Below are 19,454 nucleotides of genomic sequence, written 5' to 3' on the forward strand. Positions count from 1 at the left end.
TAAAATGCTAAACTAGCGCCACCGTAATTTGTATCAAAACTTCATGAACTTTAGACTTTTACCTGAATGGGCAGAGCAAGACGCCGTTATGCTTACCTGGCCCCATGCACAGACCGACTGGGCTGATACGCTTGAACGCGTAGAGCCTGTTTATGTTGAGCTTGCAACGCATATCACAGCCGTGCAGCAGCTTGTTATTGTTGCCCATAACACGGCACTTAAAAGCCACATTACTGCCTTGCTAACAAAAGCGAATATAAACTTAAGCCACGTGCACTTTGTTGTTACACCAACAAACGATACCTGGGCACGGGATCACGGCCCTATTACCTGCGCAAATATTGACGACGCTCGCCAACTTAAAATTTACGACTTTATCTTTAATGGCTGGGGTAATAAGTTCGAAAGTGCCCTCGATAATAAAATTAACGCAGTACTGGTAAACCAGCTAAGTAATCCAAACACTGATTACCAAGCCCTGAATGTGGTACTTGAAGGTGGCGGCATTGAAATTAACGAACACGGTGTGTTGCTTACAACCAGCGAATGTTTACTGAATAAAAACCGCAACCCCGATTTATCATCAGGCGATATAGAGTCAATTTTAACAACGCATTTAGGCGCAACTGACTTTTTATGGGTAGATCATGGCTACTTAGCTGGTGACGATACCGACAGTCATATCGACACTCTGGTACGTTTTGCCCCCAATAATACACTTGTGTATGTTAAGTGCGATGCTAAAGAAGATGAGCACTTTAACGCATTAGATGCGATGGAAAAGCAGCTGCAAAGCTTTAAAACGCAAAATAATACCCCATATACGTTAATTGATTTGCCGTGGCCAAAACCAGTGTTTGATGATGACAACACCCGTTTACCGGCAACGTACGCAAACTACTTAATTATCAATAATACGGTTTTAGTCCCTACGTATAACGATGACAACGACGCACTGGCGCTAGCGCAAGTTCAAAAAGCATACCCAGCGCACACTATTATTGGCGTTAATTGCCTACCTATTATTGAACAATTTGGTAGTTTACATTGCATTACCATGCAATTACCTCGTGGATTTTTAGCTGGAGCAGCACAATGACAAGCCCTGCAAAATTAACCGTTGCCTTAGTGCAACAAACTAACAGTGATAACGCCTGCCAAAATATGGCAAAGTCGATTGCTGGCATTCGTGATGCTGCTAAGCAAGGCGCACAGCTTGTGGTTTTGCAAGAGCTGCATCGTAGTCTGTATTTTTGCCAAACAGAAGATGTTGATGTATTTGACCTAGCCGAAACAATTCCGGGCCCAAGCACAAATACACTGGGCGAGCTTGCTAAAGAGCTAGGCATCGTTATTGTGGCTTCACTGTTTGAAAAACGTGCCACTGGGCTTTATCACAATACCGCGGTGGTACTTGAAAAAGACGGCACCATTGCGGGTAAATACCGTAAAATGCACATTCCTGATGACCCTGGCTTTTACGAAAAATTTTACTTTACCCCAGGCGATTTAGGCTTTGAGCCAATTCAAACCTCAGTAGGTAAATTAGGTGTATTAGTATGCTGGGATCAATGGTTCCCTGAAGCGGCCCGTTTAATGGCCATGGCTGGCGCAGAAGTATTAATTTACCCAACCGCAATAGGCTGGGACCCACGTGATGATAACGCAGAGCAAACACGCCAAAAAGACGCGTGGGTAATAAGCCAACGTGCGCATGCGGTTGCGAACGGCGTACCCGTTATTAGCTGTAACCGTGTAGGGCACGAAAACGACCCTAGCGGACAAAGCGAAGGTATACAATTTTGGGGTAACTCGTTTATTGCAGGGCCTCAAGGCGAAATGCTCTCAGAGGCGAACAATACTGATGAGCAAATTTTAGTAGTAGAACTTGATCAAAAAGCCTCTGAAAACGTAAGACGTATATGGCCGTACTTACGTGACCGCAGAATTGATCACTATCAAGACTTAACAAAAATTTACCGAGACTAAATAACTGCATGGCGTTTGTGAGCAAACGCCAACTAAAAAATGGAGCACTAAATGGCGTTTGAGCAATGGGCAGCCTTGCCGTGGGTAAAATCTCAAAAAGATAAAATTCAATGGGGGCAGCTAACTGGCAGTGCACTAAGTATAGCCATTGCAGAAGGTGTAAAACAGCAAAACGATTTAGTGCTTATAGTTACGCCAGATACGCCAAGCGCATTGCGACTTGAAACCGAGCTCGAATACTTATTGCCAGATAACCCGGTAATGGTATTTCCTGATTGGGAAACCTTGCCGTATGACCATTTCTCTCCCCACCAAGATATTATTTCAGCGCGCTTAGCCACTTTAAACACTTTAAAAAACGAGCAGCAAAGCGTACTTATAGTGCCTGTATCTACGTTAATGCTACGTACTGCGCCTGCTTCGTTTATTTATGGCTCTACCCTTAATTTTAAAGTAGGCGATAAACTCGACACCCATAACCTGCGCAGTAATTTAGAACAAGCAGGGTATTTAAACGTTCAACAGGTAATGGAGCACGGCGAATACGCAATACGTGGCTCTATTGTTGATTTGTATCCAATGGGCAGTGTTCACCCATTTAGGCTCGACTTTTTTGACGATGAACTCGACTCTATTCGTTTATTTGACGTAGAAACCCAGCGCTCAGATGAAAAAGTAGAGAAAATTGAGTTACTTCCCGCGCATGAATTTCCAACCAACGAAGCAGACGTTGAGCGTTTTAGAATAAATTATCGCGATAAATTTGGTGCCAGCTCAGAGCAAGACTCTGTTTACATGCAAGTAAGCAAAGGTACTTGGCCTGCCGGTATTGAATACTACATGCCGCTGTTTTTTGAAAAGCTTGCCACCATTTTTGATTACTTGCCAAACACCACTACGGTTATGCAACTAGGTGATTTAGAACACGCCGCAGATACCTTTTGGCACGATGTAAACGTACGCTACGAAAACCGTAAAGTAGATCCCCTGCGTCCACTACTGGCGCCCAGCGAGTTGTATCAACCTATTAATGAGTTGTTTTCTAATTTAGGTGAATTTGCACGAATACGTTTATCGCAAGCTAAATTACCCACTAAAGCAGGCAATAAAAACTTAAATGTGAGCGAGCTGCCCGCAGTAAGAATCGATCATAAACAACACGAACCCTACGGCGCATTTATTAACTATGTGGCAGAACAAAAAAAGAAGAAAAGCCGTATTTTATTAAGTGTTGAGTCTGATGGTCGCCGCGAGTCTTTATTAAGTGTGCTCAAGCCAAGCGGCTTAAAGTTTAAAGAATTTGAAAGCTTACAGAAATTTACACAAAGCCAAAGTGATGTAGGCTTAATTGTAAGCCCTCTTGAGCAAAGTGTTGTACTGGGCACAAAACCTAGCCTTTCTATTATTACCGAGCAAGAGCTGTTAGGTATTAAGGTGTCGCAACGCAGGCGCCGTAAACATAAATACGAAGCAAGCCAAGATGCGTTAATTCGCAACTTAGCCGAGCTTAAAGAGGGCCAGCCAATTGTTCACCTTGACCACGGTGTTGGCCGCTATCAAGGCCTGCAAACAATTGACGCAGCAGGCGTAATCACTGAGTTTGTTACCATTACCTATGCCGGTGAAGCAAAACTGTATGTGCCGGTATCGGCACTGCATATGCTAAGCCGTTATTCGGGCGGTGAAGAATCAAGCGCCCCGCTTCACAAACTTGGCTCAGATGCGTGGGAGAAAGCCAAAAAGCGTGCCGCCGAAAAAGTACGCGACGTAGCCGCGGAGCTGTTAGATATTTACGCACAGCGCCAAGCAAAACCAGGTAATAAATTTGCACTCGATGGGCAAAGCTATCGCCAATTTAGCGACAGCTTCCCATTTGAAGAAACCGACGATCAGCGTAATGCTATTGAAGCCGTACTTGGTGATATGCAATCAAAACTTGCTATGGACCGTTTAGTGTGTGGTGATGTAGGCTTTGGGAAAACAGAAGTGGCTATGCGCGCCGCGTTTGTAGCGGTTAACGATAACAAACAAGTAGCCGTGTTAGTACCAACCACCCTGCTGGCTCAGCAACATTATGAAAACTTTAAAGACCGCTTTGCCGATTTCCCTATCGAAGTGGGAGTGTTGTCGCGCTTTAATTCAACTAAAGAGCAAAAAGACACGCTTGAAAAAATGGCCGACGGTAAACTTGATATCGTTATTGGAACGCATAAGTTAATTCAGCAAGATATTAAATTTAACGACTTAGGTTTACTGATTGTTGATGAAGAGCACCGCTTTGGTGTGCGCCAAAAAGAAAAAATAAAGTCATTACGTGCTGATGTAGATATATTAACGCTTACTGCAACGCCTATTCCGCGTACTTTAAATATGGCGATGAGCGGCATGCGTGATTTATCAATTATTGCCACCCCACCTGCTAAGCGTTTAGCAGTTAAAACCTTTGTACGCCAACGCGACAGCGACTTAATACGCGAAGCCATACTGCGTGAAATTAAACGCGGCGGCCAAGTGTACTTTTTGCATAACAATGTTGAGACTATTGAGCGAGTCTCGCAAGAGATCAGCGAATGGGTGCCAGAGGCTAGTGTCACCTCTGCTCATGGGCAAATGCGCGAGCAAGAACTTGAGCAAATAATGACAGACTTTTATCATCAAAAATACAATGTACTGGTATGTACCACCATTATCGAAACCGGTATTGATGTGCCTACTGCTAATACTATTATTATGGACAGAGCCGATAAACTTGGCCTTGCGCAATTACACCAGTTACGCGGTCGTGTTGGGCGAAGCCACCACCAAGCGTATGCTTATTTATTAACAGGCGATGCTAAAGCACTTTCTAAAGATGCCACCAAACGCTTACAGGCAATCGAGTCGTTGGAAGATTTAGGTGCAGGTTTTGCCCTTGCTACACATGATTTAGAAATACGTGGTGCGGGTGAGCTATTAGGCGACGATCAATCAGGGCAAATGCAAACTATTGGCTTTAGCTTGTATATGGAAATGCTAGAGCAAGCGGTTAATGCCCTTAAAAATGGTAAAGAGCCAACGCTTGAAAACCTGCTTCAGCAGCAAACTGAAGTTGATTTAAAACTCCCTGCCTTACTACCTGATGATTACATACACGATGTTAATGCGCGTTTAGGTATGTACAAGCGCATTGCAAGTTGTGATAACCTTGCCGATATGGACGAATTACAAGTAGAGCTAATAGACCGCTTTGGTTTATTACCTGATGCCACTAAAAACCTATTTAGTATGCAGCAACTAAAAATGCGTGCTAGCGATTTAGGAATTACAAAAATAGAGGCAAACCCTAAAGGGGGCTACTTTGAATTTAGCCAAAATACGAAGGTTAATCCTAGCTTCATCATAGGCTTGATACAAAGTGCACCCCATGTGTACAAAATGGATGGCGCAAATAAATTGCGCTTTGCGATTAATGAGGTAAACCCTCGTGAACGCTTAAAAATGGTCACTGCAATGATTGCAGATTTCGAAAAAAAGGTTAGCCATTAATGTTGCTAAAAAAATCGCTTATCGTGTTATGTTGCTTATTTAGCAGCACCGCATTTGCAGAACGTTGGTTTGAAGTAGAAGTGCTGGTATTTAAACAGCGCCCTGCCCCCTATTTACAAGAAGACTTTAGCTTAAAGCACGAGCCCATTAAGGCGAAAAATACGTTAGAGCTACTCACCCCTTTATACACAGAGCAAGCTATGCAGGCATGTATAGATGGCGATAGTCGCTTTCAAAAACGCTCGTTTACCGATTCTTTAGTTAATGCCAACCCACAATCGGGTGTGTGTGATAACAGTATCGACTTTATGAAAAGTTACGACGAGTTGCCCGTTACGCCATTAGCACCGGCACAAGATACGATGGATGAGCCCTATTTACTCGCACCTGAGCAATTACAATTTACTGCCCAGCGCCGCGCTTTAGACAGAAAAGGTTTAGCCCCGCTACTACATACCGGCTGGCGCTTTGAAGGGGCAAGTAAATCGCGTGCGCCAAGCATACATTTAATTTCTGGGGATCGTATAAAACGCGACGTTAACACTACGCCTAATTATTCAAATCCCGACTTTATTAGCCTAGTACAAAGTAAGCCACAGCTATTTAATACCTCAGAGCAGCCCCTAAGCTATTGGGAGCTAGATGGTTTATTTAAAATACATTTACGCCACTACCTGTACATAACCGCTGATTTTGACGTAAACGAAAAACTACCTAATGGGGATATAGAATCGGCCCGCTTTTCACAATTTAAACGTGTAATTAGTGGTGAAATCCATTACTTTGATCATCCTCGTATGGGCATGATTGTACAAATACGAAAGTATAAACACTAAATCAATAGGACATAACAATGAAAAAACTCCTGATCATCGCAGCAACGCTAAGCCTGGCAGCTTGTTCAAAAGTAAGCCTAGAAAACTACGAAAAAATTGAAGTTGGCATGGATAAAGCCGAAGTAGAAGCTATTTTAGGCTCTGCTGATAACTGCGTAGAAAAAACCCTACATACTAATTGTGTATGGGGTGATGAGTCTAAAAACATTGAAATAACACTCGTTTCAGACAAGGTAACTATTTATTCTAAGCACGGTATTACACAGTAATACTGCGCTAAATTAGTTAAATTTACATGACACTAAGGGATAGCCGTTGCTATCCCTTTTTTATTTTCTATTTTTTAGAGTAAATAAGTTCAATATTAACTATTTTACTGCGATTGAGGGTTATCTTGTAACGCTGGTATAAGGTTCTTTCCTCATCTTTTAATACCATCACCAAATTTAACTGGTAGCGCCTTTCAACCGCTTGCTTTGATATTTTATTACCATCTAGATGATACAGCTTGCCCTCGCCGCGTTTTAAATACCGTGCAAAAGGCGCCAAATTAAAACGCATACTTTGCTGTAGAGTATCGTAGCCTGGTAAAAACTCTTTAGCTGAAACACGTGTTTCACTGGCAAAATGCAGCCACTGCGCGGCTAGCTTGTTTTGCTGACGCCTTTTTGAAAATATTGTTTTTACTTCACTAGGGATTTTTTTAAAACGCATATACTCAAGCCACACAAACTGACTTGCAACGCGGTCTTTAGTGATGCTGTTTTTAAATACAAACCGCCATTTAGGACGCCCCCGCACAATAGCGCGCCAAATTACCCGTGTAATGTCTTCTTTGAATATTTCTCGCAAGCCGTAAATAACCCCTAATATTAAAATAAGGGTAGCGGTTACTTCGGTAAAGGTTGAGCGCGCATTAAGTATAACCACCATTACAAATGCCATAATGACAGCTGTAACCGTGCCTTTTACTAAACGCTTTAAGTAACTATTTAAATAACGCGTATTGCGATGCAAAATAACGCCGTGCTCTATAAGGCGCTGCAGTAAACGCATTTTATTCGTGATGCGGTTACCATCTTGCAACGTGGTTTCTGAGTTGTAATTTTGCTCAAACCGGTATGTATTTTCGTTTTTACAAAATTGCAGTAAGTCGTTGCGCTCTTTCGCAAAGTCACTGCTGCGCGGGCCTTCATCTAATAGCTTTAAAAACGACTGCTCAACATGCCAACTTAAATAGTTATCGGCATTGGTGTAAAACGGCACCAGCTTTTCATCATCGGGGGTATATCTGCGCAGCTTTTTTAGCAGCCCTTCACTTTGCTCAAACAGCTCTTGTGCACGGGCATAAAAAGCATCCACTTCTTGAATTTTTAATGCATCTTTAATATCAGCGTCGAGCGCTAAACGCACCTGATAACAGTACAAATTAAGGTTTTGGCGGTAATCTTGTTGCTCACCTTTGTTTTTACTAACAAAGCGGCTACGCACTAAGGGTAAGTGTATGTTTTTAGCGTTATAAGCTAAGTGCGATTTAAAGTGGTTATTAAAATAAGACTCTTCACTGAGGGTTTGCACGTTTATACCCATTTCATTGGGTATAGAAAAATACAGGTCGATACGCTGCTCAGAGCGAGGGGATAACTCTGGTTCTATGACAAAAGATAAATTTTCGTCTTGTTTTATCAAACAACTCTCCTTTTATTGAGTGTATAAGTGTACTGGTCTCCTTAATTTTGTTCAATAAAAAAGGCCCAGTAAACACTGAGCCTTAATACGATTAATGTGCTAATTAAAACTTGTAGTTTACGCTAGCAAACACGCGAGAACCCACTACATCGTAAATTTCTGGAACAGTGCCCATATCATTACCACCTAGTACTTCTTCTGGTTCTTTATCAAAGATGTTGTTCATACCACCAGTAACACGAAGTGCATCATTGATGTTATAGCTCATCGAGATATCATGGTATATAACGTTATCAGTGCTAAACGACTCACCGTAGTAATCACCATCCATACCACGAATAAAGCGTGCATTATAAAGAACATTGAATGCATCGGTAATATCATAGCTTACAGAAAGGTTAGACTTTACTTTAGAGTATCCACCAACGTTACCATCAATAGTGCCTGTGTAGTCAATATCATCTTGCTCAAACTCGATAAGGTAGGTCGTATCTAAGTTAATGCGGTAATTATCGGCTGTGTAGCTAATATTCCAGTCAATACCTGACGTTTCTTGAGCTCCGACATTTGTAAGAGCTGAGCTTAAATCAGATAAATCACCAGATGACGTAATATTCACAGAAGCACAAGACTCAGCATCACCTGCAAAACAGTTGTTCATTTCATTTTGAACATCAAGACGGGTAATTGCGTTAGTAATATCAAACTTCCAGTAATCTAAAGTCGTTGATAAGCCATCAGTAATTTCCCATACAGTACCAAACGTAAATGAGCGGCTCTCTTCTGCCTGAAGATCTGGATCACTTGTGTAGTTAACCAAAATCTGAGCGTCTTGCTCATTACCCCATGGATCTGCAAGGTAATCATAAGAACCTGAGTTACCACCAAACAATTCAGCTACATTCGGTGCTCTGAAACCTGTTGCAAGTACTGAGCGCACCATGAAGGTATCTGTAACATTCCAAGTAGCGCCCAATTTCCACGTTGTTTCGCCACCAAAAGTAGAGTAATTGTCATAACGAGCTGCACCTTCTAAGGTTACACTCTCTAAAACAGGAACAGACGTCTCAAAGTACACCGACTGTACAGAGTAATCACCTTCTGTTGGGTCTTGTTGAGCTGCTGTACTCTCGCCTAGCTGTGTAATTAAATCTGGAGTATAAAAACCACTTTCATAGCGATTCTCAACACCTATTGCATAGCCGATATCATTTTCAGTTACGTTACTGTATCCAGCTGAAAGGATAAACTGCTCATTTCCGCCTTCATTTTGCTCAGTGTAAATAGAGTCATTTGAGGTTAAGAAGTTACGCTCTAATGAGTCACCACTAAACCACAAATCTTGATTAGCATAGATACTTTCTTCAACACGGCTAGCATTTATTGAGTTTTGAACAGTATCTTTAGAATCATTTCGACCGTATGTTGCACTGATATCCCAGCTAGCATCGTTATCTAATGTTCCTTGCAACGCTAAAGATGCACGGTAAGTATCAGTTTCTTGCTCATAAATACGAGGACCAGCATCAACCATTCTGCGTCGGTATTCTAAAGTATCAGCAAGGGCACCGTCTTCAACAAATGCTGAAGTATACTCGGCATCTAAATTAGCAGTTTGAAGATCTACACTTGCTGGTTGAGGAGCTAGCTGTTGAGTTGACTCGCGGCGTGTATACATTAAATCTACATTTAATGTAGTGTCAGAGTCTAGCTCCGTGTCATAGCTTGTAAAAACACTGTATAAATCATTAGGTGTTTGTGCATAACTAGACGTAGTGTAATCATATGATGTTGTTCTATCTTCAAAAACACCATTTCCTTCGTAAGTTTTTCCACCTAAAGTCCCTTCAGGGATAAAAGAAGATTGACCTGGTTCAACAAAACTTCTGTCAGATTGAATCACTTCTCCACGACTTGAAAATTGTGCACCAACAACTAAGTTACCATCAGCAACTTGCATTCCATGAAGTAAGCTAAAGCCGTAGTTATTACCATCAGCTTTAGTCGTTCGGCTGCCTTCAATATTAAGTTCAGTACCTTCAAAATCCTTCTTAGTAATGATGTTTACAACACCAGCGATAGCGTCAGAGCCATAAACCGCTGATGCACCATCTTTTAAGATTTCGATAGATTTTATCATTGCTACTGGAATGGTATTTAAATCAACTGAAGAATCGGCACCAGTACCAGATGAAACCATACGACGGCCATTTAAAAGTACTAGAGTACGTTGTGCGCCCATACCTCTTAGATTTACAGTAGCTGAACCACCTGAGCCGTTATTGCTTGAACCACCTAAACTCATGCCAGCAGCTGATGGCTGGTTTGAAAGCACATCAGCAACTGATGTGTAACCGCTTTTAGCAATAAAATCATCACCGATGATAGTGATTGGACTAGCCGTTTCCATGTCCGTACGGTTAATGCGAGAACCCGTTACTTGAATTTTTTCAATAGCGTTTGCGCCATCTTCGGCCGCTACTACTTGCATACTTGAGAACATTGGGATTGCTGCGATTACAGCTAAACCAAGAGTTGATTTTTTCATGAATAAACCCTACTTGTTGGAAATTTACCTTGATTGGTAATGCTCACTTTTTATAAGAATTGTGAGTCAGGGGGGCAACTTAGGCTGAGTTAACTGAACAAAAACTTAATGGGTGACTACTATATATACAACACCAAAAAAGAATAACCAAAGAAGGTACAAAGGTTATAACTTGTTGCAGTGTTAACTAAAAAAAACAATTAAAAATCATAAACATACAACCAACGGAAAGAAATTAAAACACACCTGAAATCAAAGTTATGCAGATTGTAATCAAATGTAATTAATAGATAAATATACCCTTTTTAGAAAAATTAACATATTAATCACAGCGCATTAGTAAAACCGTAAAGCTGTAATAAAATTAATAACCATAAATATGCGGATTTACCGCTTAAATAGTCTTATTAAGCTATTTATTTAGTCTTTTTGGTAATATTTTTTGTTCAGCGAGACTTCAACGTTTGCTCGGAACGGGAGGAGTTATTTGATTTAGTAAATCATTAGAGGGTCTTAATTTGAGGGCGTTTAGCCTTATTAAAATAGTTATCATGAAACTAAGCAGGATCTACTTTTACATGCTCGGTAATGCAAGCAATACGCTTTTACTATAAACAAGTAAAATACACCCTATTACCGTAAGGCAGTTCACTCCATAACAAGAACGAGTAAGCACACCAACATAAACAGATGAGAATGAAAAAAAAGGTTACAGCATACAAGGCAGCAAAGAGGTTTAAATGTGTTAGTGCTTTAAATACAATTTTATACACCTGCTATTGCCATATATAAGACGTACCGCTAAGTAATGCCTTATTATAGGAATAGCTTATTAATAGCTGACTTTTGTTATGCGCCAGCTAAAAAAATGATTGGCAGGAAAAAGGTACCTTAATACGTAACATAAAAATTATAAAAATGAGTGATTTGCTCACCAGTTTGAACATTGCTTAAATTAAGCACCAGTTGCCATAGCATATTTTTCTCAGAGCATATGCCCACCATAGTGTCACTTTTATAAATAGTTGCTTCTTTAGTGAACTTTTGCGGAATAAAACCCATATACATGGTTATACTTTCAAGCTTAGCGTTATCTATTTTTAGGTGGGCGGGTAAATCAAGGTAAATACTAAAGGGGGTTTCGGGGGTAATATTTTTATCACTTAACCATACTTTAACACCGGTATTATAAATACAGCGCTGATTCGTGTCGCAATTTGTTTTTAACAGTGCTTTTTGATCTTTTTGGTTGGCATTGTCACAGCCTGTTAATACAAAAAACAGCATTAAAAACAAAGATAATCTATATATATGCATAACAAATCCGCGCTAAATAAAAACAAATCTTAATTAGCATGCTTTGAAATAACAATAGCCAGTGTGATGTTTGGTTAATATAGGTACAATCTGTATCAAAAAATAAACAACAAACTCACAAACTTTGATTGATGTCATAATTTTATGTAATTGACCTATCTTTTTTAGGCCAAAAAATTTATCATTTCACCCGCAAAAAATAAGGGTTTCTCGAGTTTGTTTTCTGAAGCATTCAGGCTTTGAACGTTTTAGGTAATACGCTTGGGGAAAATAGTAGGCCCCACTTTAAACGGTGGGTAATTCATTTCTAAACGCATTTATTGCAGCGGAAGCCAGAAAATGAGCCAAACAGTAGCATCACAAACTGAGTATAACTATAAAGTTGTACGCCAATTCGCTATTATGACAGTGATTTGGGGCATCGTTGGCATGAGTATTGGGGTTCTGATTGCTGCCCAATTAGCTTGGCCAGCACTTAACTTTGATACACCATGGTTAACATACTCTCGACTACGTCCGTTACACACGAACGCAGTAATTTTCGCATTTGGTACCAGTGCACTTTTTGCGACGTCTTATTACGTCGTTCAACGTACTTGTCAAACGCGCCTTTTCTCAGACAAACTCGCCGCTTTTTCTTTTTGGGGTTGGCAGCTTGTTATTGTATTAGCCGTAATTACATTACCACTGGGTATTACTAGCTCTAAAGAATATGCAGAGCTTGAGTGGCCAATCGATATTTTAATCGCGGTAGTATGGATAGTTTACGCAGTGGTATTTTTTGGTACGCTGATCAAACGTAAAGTATCGCACATCTACGTTGCTAACTGGTTCTACGCTGGCTTTATTATTACTGTTGCAGTGCTACACATTGTAAACAGCATGGCAGTGCCTGTGTCGTTAACTAAATCATACTCAATCTACGCAGGTGCGGTAGATGCTATGGTTCAGTGGTGGTACGGTCACAACGCTGTAGGTTTCCTACTAACGGCTGGTTTCTTAGGTATGATGTACTACTTTGTACCAAAGCAAGCAGGTCGCCCAGTTTACTCTTACCGTTTATCGGTAGTTCACTTTTGGGCACTTATTTCACTTTACATTTGGGCAGGTCCTCACCACCTTCACTACACTGCGCTTCCTGATTGGACGCAAAGTTTAGGTATGGTTATGTCTATTATCCTGTTTGTACCGTCTTGGGGTGGTATGATTAACGGTATAATGACGCTTTCTGGCGCTTGGCATAAGCTACGTACCGACCCAGTACTGCGTTTCTTAGTTGTTTCATTGTCTTTCTACGGTATGTCTACGTTTGAAGGCCCAATGATGGCAATTAAATCTGTAAATGCATTATCTCACTACACAGATTGGACTATTGGCCACGTACACTCAGGTGCACTAGGTTGGGTTGCGATGATTTCAATTGGTGCTATTTACCACCTTATTCCTGCGTTATTCGCACAAGGTCGTATGTACAGCGTTAAATTGGTTAACACGCACTTTTGGTTACACACAGTAGGTGTTGTACTTTACATTGTTGCAATGTGGATCTCAGGTGTTATGCAAGGTCTAATGTGGCGCGCAGTTAACTCTGACGGCACATTAATGTACAGCTTTGTTCAGTCTTTAGAAGCATCACATCCTTTCTATATTATGCGCTTTGTAGGCGGTGTATTCATCGTTACAGGTATGTTAGTTATGGCTTACAACGTTCTGCGTACAATTTCAGCTGAGAAAGAATCACTGAAGTTAGACGCGCAAGCACAATTAGCATAACGGAGTGAGATGATGAGCAATAAAAATTCACAAAACAAACATGAAATAGTAGAAAAGAACGTTGGCCTAATGGCTATTCTGACTGTTTTTGCTATTAGTTTTGGTGCATTAGTTGAAATTACTCCGCTAATGTTCCAAGACGATACAACAAAACCTGTAGAAGGTTTGCGCCCACTTAACGCGCTTGAAATGGAAGGTCGTGACATTTATGTACGTGAAGGTTGTTATAACTGTCACTCACAAATGATTCGTCCTTTTCGTGATGAAGTTGAGCGTTACGGTCACTACTCTGTAGCGGGCGAATCAGTATGGGATCACCCTTTCCAATGGGGTTCTAAACGTACTGGTCCTGACCTTGCACGTGTAGGTAACCGTTACTCGGACGATTGGCATTATGCACACTTAGTTGACCCACGCGCCGTGGTTCCTGAGTCGAACATGCCAGGTTTTCCTTGGTTAGCAGAGACAAAGGTTGATACCAGCCTGACTCTGAAAAAACTACAAATTTTCCGTGATACTTTTGCTATTAACCCAGAAAACCCTAAACACCCGGGTTTAGGTTATGGCAGCGACGAAGAGCTACAAGCAGATGTTGATAAAGTTAACGCTATGAATAACGGCGAAGGCGCAACAGAAATGCAAGCCCTAATCGCGTATTTACAGCAACTTGGCACCCACTTGAAGTAATTATTATGGATTACGGAACATACAGAGGCATTTTGACTCTGGTAATTTTAGTATTGTTTATTGTGATTGTTGTATGGGCATACAGCAAGCGTAGCAAAAATCGTTTTGATGACGCTGCTAATGCCATTTTCGAAGATGAAAAAAAACATAACAACACACTCTCTAACGAGGAAAAGGAGTCTGAAAAATGACTAGCTTTTGGAGTATTTGGGTTATTGTATTAACCCTAGCCTGCTTAATCATCATTTTTAGCTTATTAGTTTGGAACCTTAAAAACTATGCTGGCGTAAAAGAAGGTGAAGACTGCGGACATGAATATGACGGCATTACCGAACTAAATAATCCACTCCCAAAATGGTGGACGTACATGTTCTTCGCAACATTTATTTGGTCGGTATATTACTTAGCAGCTTATCCAGGTTTAGGTAACTGGGAAGGCTTAGGTAAATGGACAAGCTCTAACCAAGGTATTACCTCTTTAGCGGAATCTAAAGAAGCCACGGCTAAAGCAAAAGAAGAAGGCCGCTATGTAAAGCTTGATAAAGAATACGAAGCAGCACAAGAGCGCTTTGGTCCTATTTTTAACAAGCTTGCACAAGTACCAGTATTAGATTTAGTTAACTCTAAATTTGAAGGTGATGCAGCGCAGCAAGTAGCCCTTGAAAATGGCGAAAAGCATGAACAAACAGACGGCCAGTTAGCACTTGAAATTGGTCAGCGTTTATTCTCGCAAAACTGTGCGCAATGTCATGGTTCAGATGCACGTGGTGCAACTGGCTTCCCTAACCTAACTGACAAAGATTGGTTATACGGTGGCTCACCAGACAAAATTAAAGAAACGCTTCTTTATGGTCGTGTAGCCGCAATGCCTTCTTGGAGTGCAGCACTTGGTGAGCAAGGCGTTAAAGAAATGACAGCGCACGTACTTAGCTTGTCTGGTCGTACTGTTAACCAAAAAGATGCCGCTGCGGGTGCCGCTAAGTTTGCGATGTGCGCCGCGTGTCACGGTGCAGATGGTAAAGGCTCTGTTGCACATAACCTACCGTTTGGTGCACCAAATCTTACAGATAACATTTGGTTATACGGTGGCTCTCAACGCGCTGTTGAAGAAACCCTTAACCATGGCCGCGCTGGTGTAATGCCAGCATGGAAAGACATTTTAGGTGAAGAAAAAATTCACCTGTTAACTGCCTATGTTTACAGTTTATCGCAAGATAAATAAACACCGAGTTAACTATTAATTAATCTTTTTATTTCAACAGATTAATCCAGATCAAAAAAGCCTCCAGTCGGAGGCTTTTTTTTAGTCTTTTACAAATATTTGCTATAAAATAGCCCTACCTAAACTAATTTTAGAGCAACTATGCAACCTACTCCGTGGTATAAAAATTTTTGGCCTTGGTTTTTAATCTTTTTTCCGCTAGCGGCCATTATCGGGTGCATAACCTTAATTATTACTGCTGTGGGCAACGGCCCAGATATGGTGGTTGATGATTACTATAAAAAAGGCAAAGCAATAAACTTAGAACTTACTAAGTTTGAAAAAGCCAAAGCACTGTTTTTACATGGCAAGCTTAATGTTACAAACGAGCGTGCCAGTTTTGCCTTTACCAAAGGCGATTATAGTAACGTACACGCTTTAAAGCTGTCTTTTTATCATCGCACCATCAAAGCGCATGACTTTGAAGCAACGCTTACCCCTAATGCAAATAAAGAATTTACTGCCCTTTTAGATAACTACACACCAGGTGCTTACTCTGTATTTATAGAGCCGGTGGATGGTAGTTGGAAGTTAAAAGAAAACATTACTCTTCCTACAGAGCAGCCTTTGTTAGTTACCCCAAATTATAAGTAGCCACCACTATGAGCGTTTCTTGCTTTCATTGCCTTGAAAGTGTGCCAAATGGATTTCGCGCAACCGTAACAATAGATAACACGCCACAGCCTATGTGCTGTATTGGCTGCCAAGCGGTTGCGCAAAACATTGTTGACCAAGGCATGACCGACTATTACAAATACCGCACCGTACGCGCTGGTAAAGTAGAGCAGTTAGTCCCTGAGCAACTCGCGTTTATTAAAAGCTACGACAACGAAGACATACAAGATGAGTTTATAGCCACAACCGATAACTTATCCCAAGTACTTTTAAGTGTTGAAGGCATTACCTGCGCCGCGTGTGCATGGCTTATCGAAAAGCAATTACTTAGCTTAAAAACGGTAAAGCGCGTTGATGTTAATACCTCAACTAACCGTGCCATGATCCAATGGGATAAAACCCAAACCCCGCTGAGCGAAATTATTACTTCCTTAGCCAAAATTGGCTATAAAGCTTACCCGTTTCAAGCCGATGACGAAGCCCAACAAAAGCAACAAACAGCAAAAGCCTATATACGCCGCTTAGGTGTTGCAGGGCTAATGACCATGCAAGTGATGATGTTTGCCTTTGCCATGTACTTTGGCATGTTCTCGGGTATGGATAATAACTTTGAGCAATACTTTAGGTGGATAAGCCTAGTGCTTGCCTCCCCCGTTATTTTATACAGCGCATTACCCTTTTTAACTAATGCTATTAATGGCTTAAAAGCAAAACAGTTAAATATGGACTTACCTGTTTCGCTGGCTATTTTTGGTGCGTATAGCGCCAGCTGTTATGCCACATTTATGCAAGTAGGCGAAGTGTATTTTGAATCGGTATGTATGTTTACCTTTTTATTATTATTAGGTAAATACCTTGAGTTTAGGGCCCGATTAAAAGCCAGCGAGTTTACCGCCAACTTACAAAAGCTGCTACCTTTAACCGCCCGCACCCTTGATGATAACGGCCAAGAGCATATTATTGCTGCAAAAAAACTTAAGCTGAATGATGTTGTACTCATAAAAGCTGGCGAAACTATTCCCGCTGACGGAGAGCTTATCAAGGGGCAAACAAGCGTTGATGAGTCGATGATGACCGGTGAGCATCAGCCCGTTAATAAGTTTATTGGCCACAATGTGTATGCCGGGTGTGTTAATCATGATGGCGTAATAGAAATAAAAATAAATAAAATTGGCCAAAACACCCTACTAAACCAAATTATACACTTACAACACACTGCGCTTACCAAGCGCCCTAAACTGGTAGAAATTACCGATAAAGTTGCCCAGTGGTTTATTGCCTGCTTGCTAGTTTTTGCCTCTATAACGGCCATTGGCTGGTACCAAATTGACCCAGAGCACGCGTTTTGGATCACTATTTCTGTATTGGTTGCCACTTGCCCTTGCGCGCTTAGCCTTGCTATACCTACCGCATTAACATGCGCTGTAGCCACGCTCACCCGCAAAGGGGTGTTAATTAAACAAGCACATGTGCTCGAAACCCTCTCGCAATTAACACTGTTTGCCTTTGATAAAACAGGCACCCTCACACAAGGTAAATTTAGCTTAGATGCCATTGATATACTCGATGACACAATCTCTAAAGAGCAAGCGCTTAATATTGCAGCCCAGTTAGAGCGTTATTCTGAGCACCCCATAGCCAGTGCATTTAATAAATACGCCACCACCGAGCTTGCCCTTACAAACATTACTGTACACCCAGGTATGGGCATTAGTGCACAAAGCGCGGATGAACATTACGCTATTGGTAAAAGCGGCTGGTTTGACAGTAAAAAAACAAATGCCCAAGCAAGCCTATTTATAAATAAACGCGTAGTTGCTCGTTTTTACTTTATAGATAAAGTAAAACCCGGTGCCAATGAGCTTATAAGTACCTTACAAGCACAAAACTTAAGCTGTCATATGCTCACAGGCGATGCATCAGACGCCGGACAAAAAATAGCAAAACAATTAAAGCTCAACAGCAGCCAAAGCGCCCTGTCGCCTAAAGATAAACAAACCGCCGTAGAGCAATGGTCATCACAAAACGAAGTAGTTGCCATGGTAGGCGATGGCATTAACGACAGCCCAGTATTTGCCAGTGCTCATTTATCCATTGCAATGGAAACCGGCGCTGATATTTCTAAAAACAGTGCCGATGTAGTGCTGTTAAACAGTGATTTAGCCTCAATTGCGCACCTACTCAATGTTGCTAAGCAAACCAGGCGAATCATTAAGCAAAACCTGACGCTGTCTTTGTTGTATAATGCTTCTATTTTACCGCTTGCAGCGCTTGGGCTTGTTGCCCCGTGGATGGCCGTTATTGGTATGTCTGCCAGCTCAATTATTGTGATTAGTAATTCACTAAGGCTTTTAAAGTTATGAGCATAATTTATATTTTAATCCCGATTGCCATATTATTTGTGATTATTGCCATTGGCGTGTTTTTTTGGGCCGTTAAAAGCGAGCAATTCTCTGATTTAAACAAACAAGGTCATAGTATTTTGTTTGAAGATGATAAAGAACAACACAACAAAAGTAATGATTGACCCACTTTACACCAGCGCCTTTTTAATGGGCTTAATTGGTAGCGGGCATTGCCTTGCCATGTGCGGTGGTATTGCCAGCTCATTGCAATTGGCCAGTAACAAACGCCAATCTGTTATTTATTCACTTGCTTATAACCTTGGCCGAGCCTGTAGCTACATGCTGGCTGGCGCACTCGTTGCGGGTATAAGTAGCCAATTTGCAAAGCAAAATACGTTTTTTTCTGTAACCCTTTCATTCATTGCGGCTATTTTTATGCTGCTGGTAGGCGTGTATATAATGCGCTTAGGCCCCACTCTGCAATGGCTTGAAAAAATAGGCAAAACACTTATTTGGCAGCATATAGTTAAGCTTAATAAATATTTAATGCCAGTAGATTCAACGGCTAAAGCATTGGGTTACGGCGCTTTGTGGGGGTGGCTACCCTGTGGTTTGGTTTATTCAGCGCTAACATGGGCAATGACCAGCCCTAGCGCATTTGATGGTGCCCTAGTGATGCTTTGTTTTGCGCTTGGCACCTTTCCGGCCATGATCACCTTAGGCCTGGCCGCCCAAAAACTTAATAGTGTTATTAACCACCCATGGACGCGAATTGTGTTAGGCAGTATTATAATTTGGTATGGTATGTACCTGTTGATCATTGCCATCGACAAACTAGTACATTAATCGTCAGCGGCATTAAGCCACTC

16 protein-coding genes are annotated in these 19,454 nt (G+C 41.3%); 13 read left to right on the forward strand and 3 right to left on the reverse strand.

Features of this window, described 5'->3' with window-relative positions:
• Positions 1–43: 43 nt before the first annotated feature.
• Genes MTN96_RS06450 through MTN96_RS06470 form a run of 5 tightly spaced genes read left to right on the forward strand, consistent with a single transcriptional unit; the run spans position 44 to position 6,619 of the window.
• Complete coding sequence (locus tag MTN96_RS06450; protein WP_138686073.1) at positions 44–1,099, forward strand: agmatine/peptidylarginine deiminase; 1,056 nt, start codon at positions 44–46, stop codon at positions 1,097–1,099.
• A complete protein-coding gene (locus MTN96_RS06455) occupies positions 1,096–1,989 on the forward strand; it encodes a carbon-nitrogen hydrolase (protein ID WP_004588908.1) in 894 nt (297 codons plus the stop codon). The genes MTN96_RS06450 and MTN96_RS06455 overlap by 4 nt, the downstream gene beginning before the upstream one ends.
• A 51-nt stretch (positions 1,990–2,040) precedes the next feature.
• Positions 2,041–5,514 (forward strand): transcription-repair coupling factor, encoded by a 3,474-nt coding sequence (mfd, locus tag MTN96_RS06460; RefSeq protein WP_096739776.1) that lies wholly within the window; start codon positions 2,041–2,043, stop codon positions 5,512–5,514.
• Positions 5,514–6,350: a peptidoglycan binding protein CsiV gene (locus MTN96_RS06465; protein ID WP_096739777.1), complete on the forward strand. Its 837-nt coding sequence runs from the start codon at positions 5,514–5,516 to the stop codon at positions 6,348–6,350. Before mfd ends, MTN96_RS06465 begins: the two co-directional genes overlap by 1 nt.
• A 17-nt stretch (positions 6,351–6,367) precedes the next feature.
• A complete protein-coding gene (locus MTN96_RS06470) occupies positions 6,368–6,619 on the forward strand; it encodes a hypothetical protein (protein WP_004588905.1) in 252 nt (83 codons plus the stop codon).
• 67 nt (positions 6,620–6,686) lie between these two features.
• Here MTN96_RS06470 and MTN96_RS06475 read toward each other — a convergent pair whose 3' ends face one another.
• From MTN96_RS06475 to MTN96_RS06485, 3 genes are all read right to left on the reverse strand, one after another.
• Complete coding sequence (locus tag MTN96_RS06475; protein ID WP_024032591.1) at positions 6,687–8,039, reverse strand: hypothetical protein; 1,353 nt, start codon at positions 8,037–8,039, stop codon at positions 6,687–6,689.
• A gap of 103 nt (positions 8,040–8,142) precedes the next feature.
• On the reverse strand, positions 8,143–10,587 hold the full coding sequence (locus tag MTN96_RS06480; protein ID WP_096041901.1) for a TonB-dependent receptor: 2,445 nt from the start codon (positions 10,585–10,587) through the stop codon (positions 8,143–8,145).
• Positions 10,588–11,478: 891 nt separating this feature from the next.
• Positions 11,479–11,904, reverse strand: coding sequence for a hypothetical protein (locus MTN96_RS06485; RefSeq protein ID WP_054982344.1), 426 nt, complete (start codon positions 11,902–11,904; stop codon positions 11,479–11,481).
• Positions 11,905–12,243: 339 nt separating this feature from the next.
• Here MTN96_RS06485 and ccoN point away from each other — a divergent pair, with 339 nt between their 5' ends.
• From ccoN to MTN96_RS06525, 8 genes are all read left to right on the forward strand, one after another.
• Positions 12,244–13,677, forward strand: a complete 1,434-nt coding sequence (gene ccoN, locus MTN96_RS06490) for a cytochrome-c oxidase, cbb3-type subunit I (RefSeq protein ID WP_004588826.1) — start codon at positions 12,244–12,246, stop codon at positions 13,675–13,677.
• 12 nt (positions 13,678–13,689) lie between these two features.
• Positions 13,690–14,364, forward strand: coding sequence for a cytochrome-c oxidase, cbb3-type subunit II (gene ccoO / locus MTN96_RS06495; protein ID WP_004588825.1), 675 nt, complete (start codon positions 13,690–13,692; stop codon positions 14,362–14,364).
• Between the two features lie 5 nt (positions 14,365–14,369).
• Entirely contained in the window at positions 14,370–14,555 is a 186-nt protein-coding gene (locus MTN96_RS06500; RefSeq protein ID WP_004588824.1) for a CcoQ/FixQ family Cbb3-type cytochrome c oxidase assembly chaperone, read from the forward strand.
• The gene (gene ccoP / locus MTN96_RS06505) at positions 14,552–15,586 is read left to right on the forward strand and encodes a cytochrome-c oxidase, cbb3-type subunit III (protein WP_248530998.1); all 1,035 of its coding nucleotides are present in this window, start codon (positions 14,552–14,554) and stop codon (positions 15,584–15,586) included. Before MTN96_RS06500 ends, ccoP begins: the two co-directional genes overlap by 4 nt.
• Positions 15,587–15,727: 141 nt before the next feature.
• On the forward strand, positions 15,728–16,219 hold the full coding sequence (locus MTN96_RS06510) for a FixH family protein (protein WP_004588822.1): 492 nt from the start codon (positions 15,728–15,730) through the stop codon (positions 16,217–16,219).
• Positions 16,220–16,227: 8 nt separating this feature from the next.
• Positions 16,228–18,603: a heavy metal translocating P-type ATPase gene (locus MTN96_RS06515; RefSeq protein WP_248531000.1), complete on the forward strand. Its 2,376-nt coding sequence runs from the start codon at positions 16,228–16,230 to the stop codon at positions 18,601–18,603.
• Entirely contained in the window at positions 18,600–18,767 is a 168-nt protein-coding gene (gene ccoS / locus MTN96_RS06520; RefSeq protein WP_002963071.1) for a cbb3-type cytochrome oxidase assembly protein CcoS, read from the forward strand. The genes MTN96_RS06515 and ccoS overlap by 4 nt, the downstream gene beginning before the upstream one ends.
• A complete protein-coding gene (locus tag MTN96_RS06525; protein ID WP_248531002.1) occupies positions 18,760–19,431 on the forward strand; it encodes a sulfite exporter TauE/SafE family protein in 672 nt (223 codons plus the stop codon). The genes ccoS and MTN96_RS06525 overlap by 8 nt, the downstream gene beginning before the upstream one ends.
• Positions 19,432–19,454 lie beyond the last annotated feature (23 nt).

It is taken from the genome of Pseudoalteromonas sp. 2CM28B (assembly GCF_023161935.1).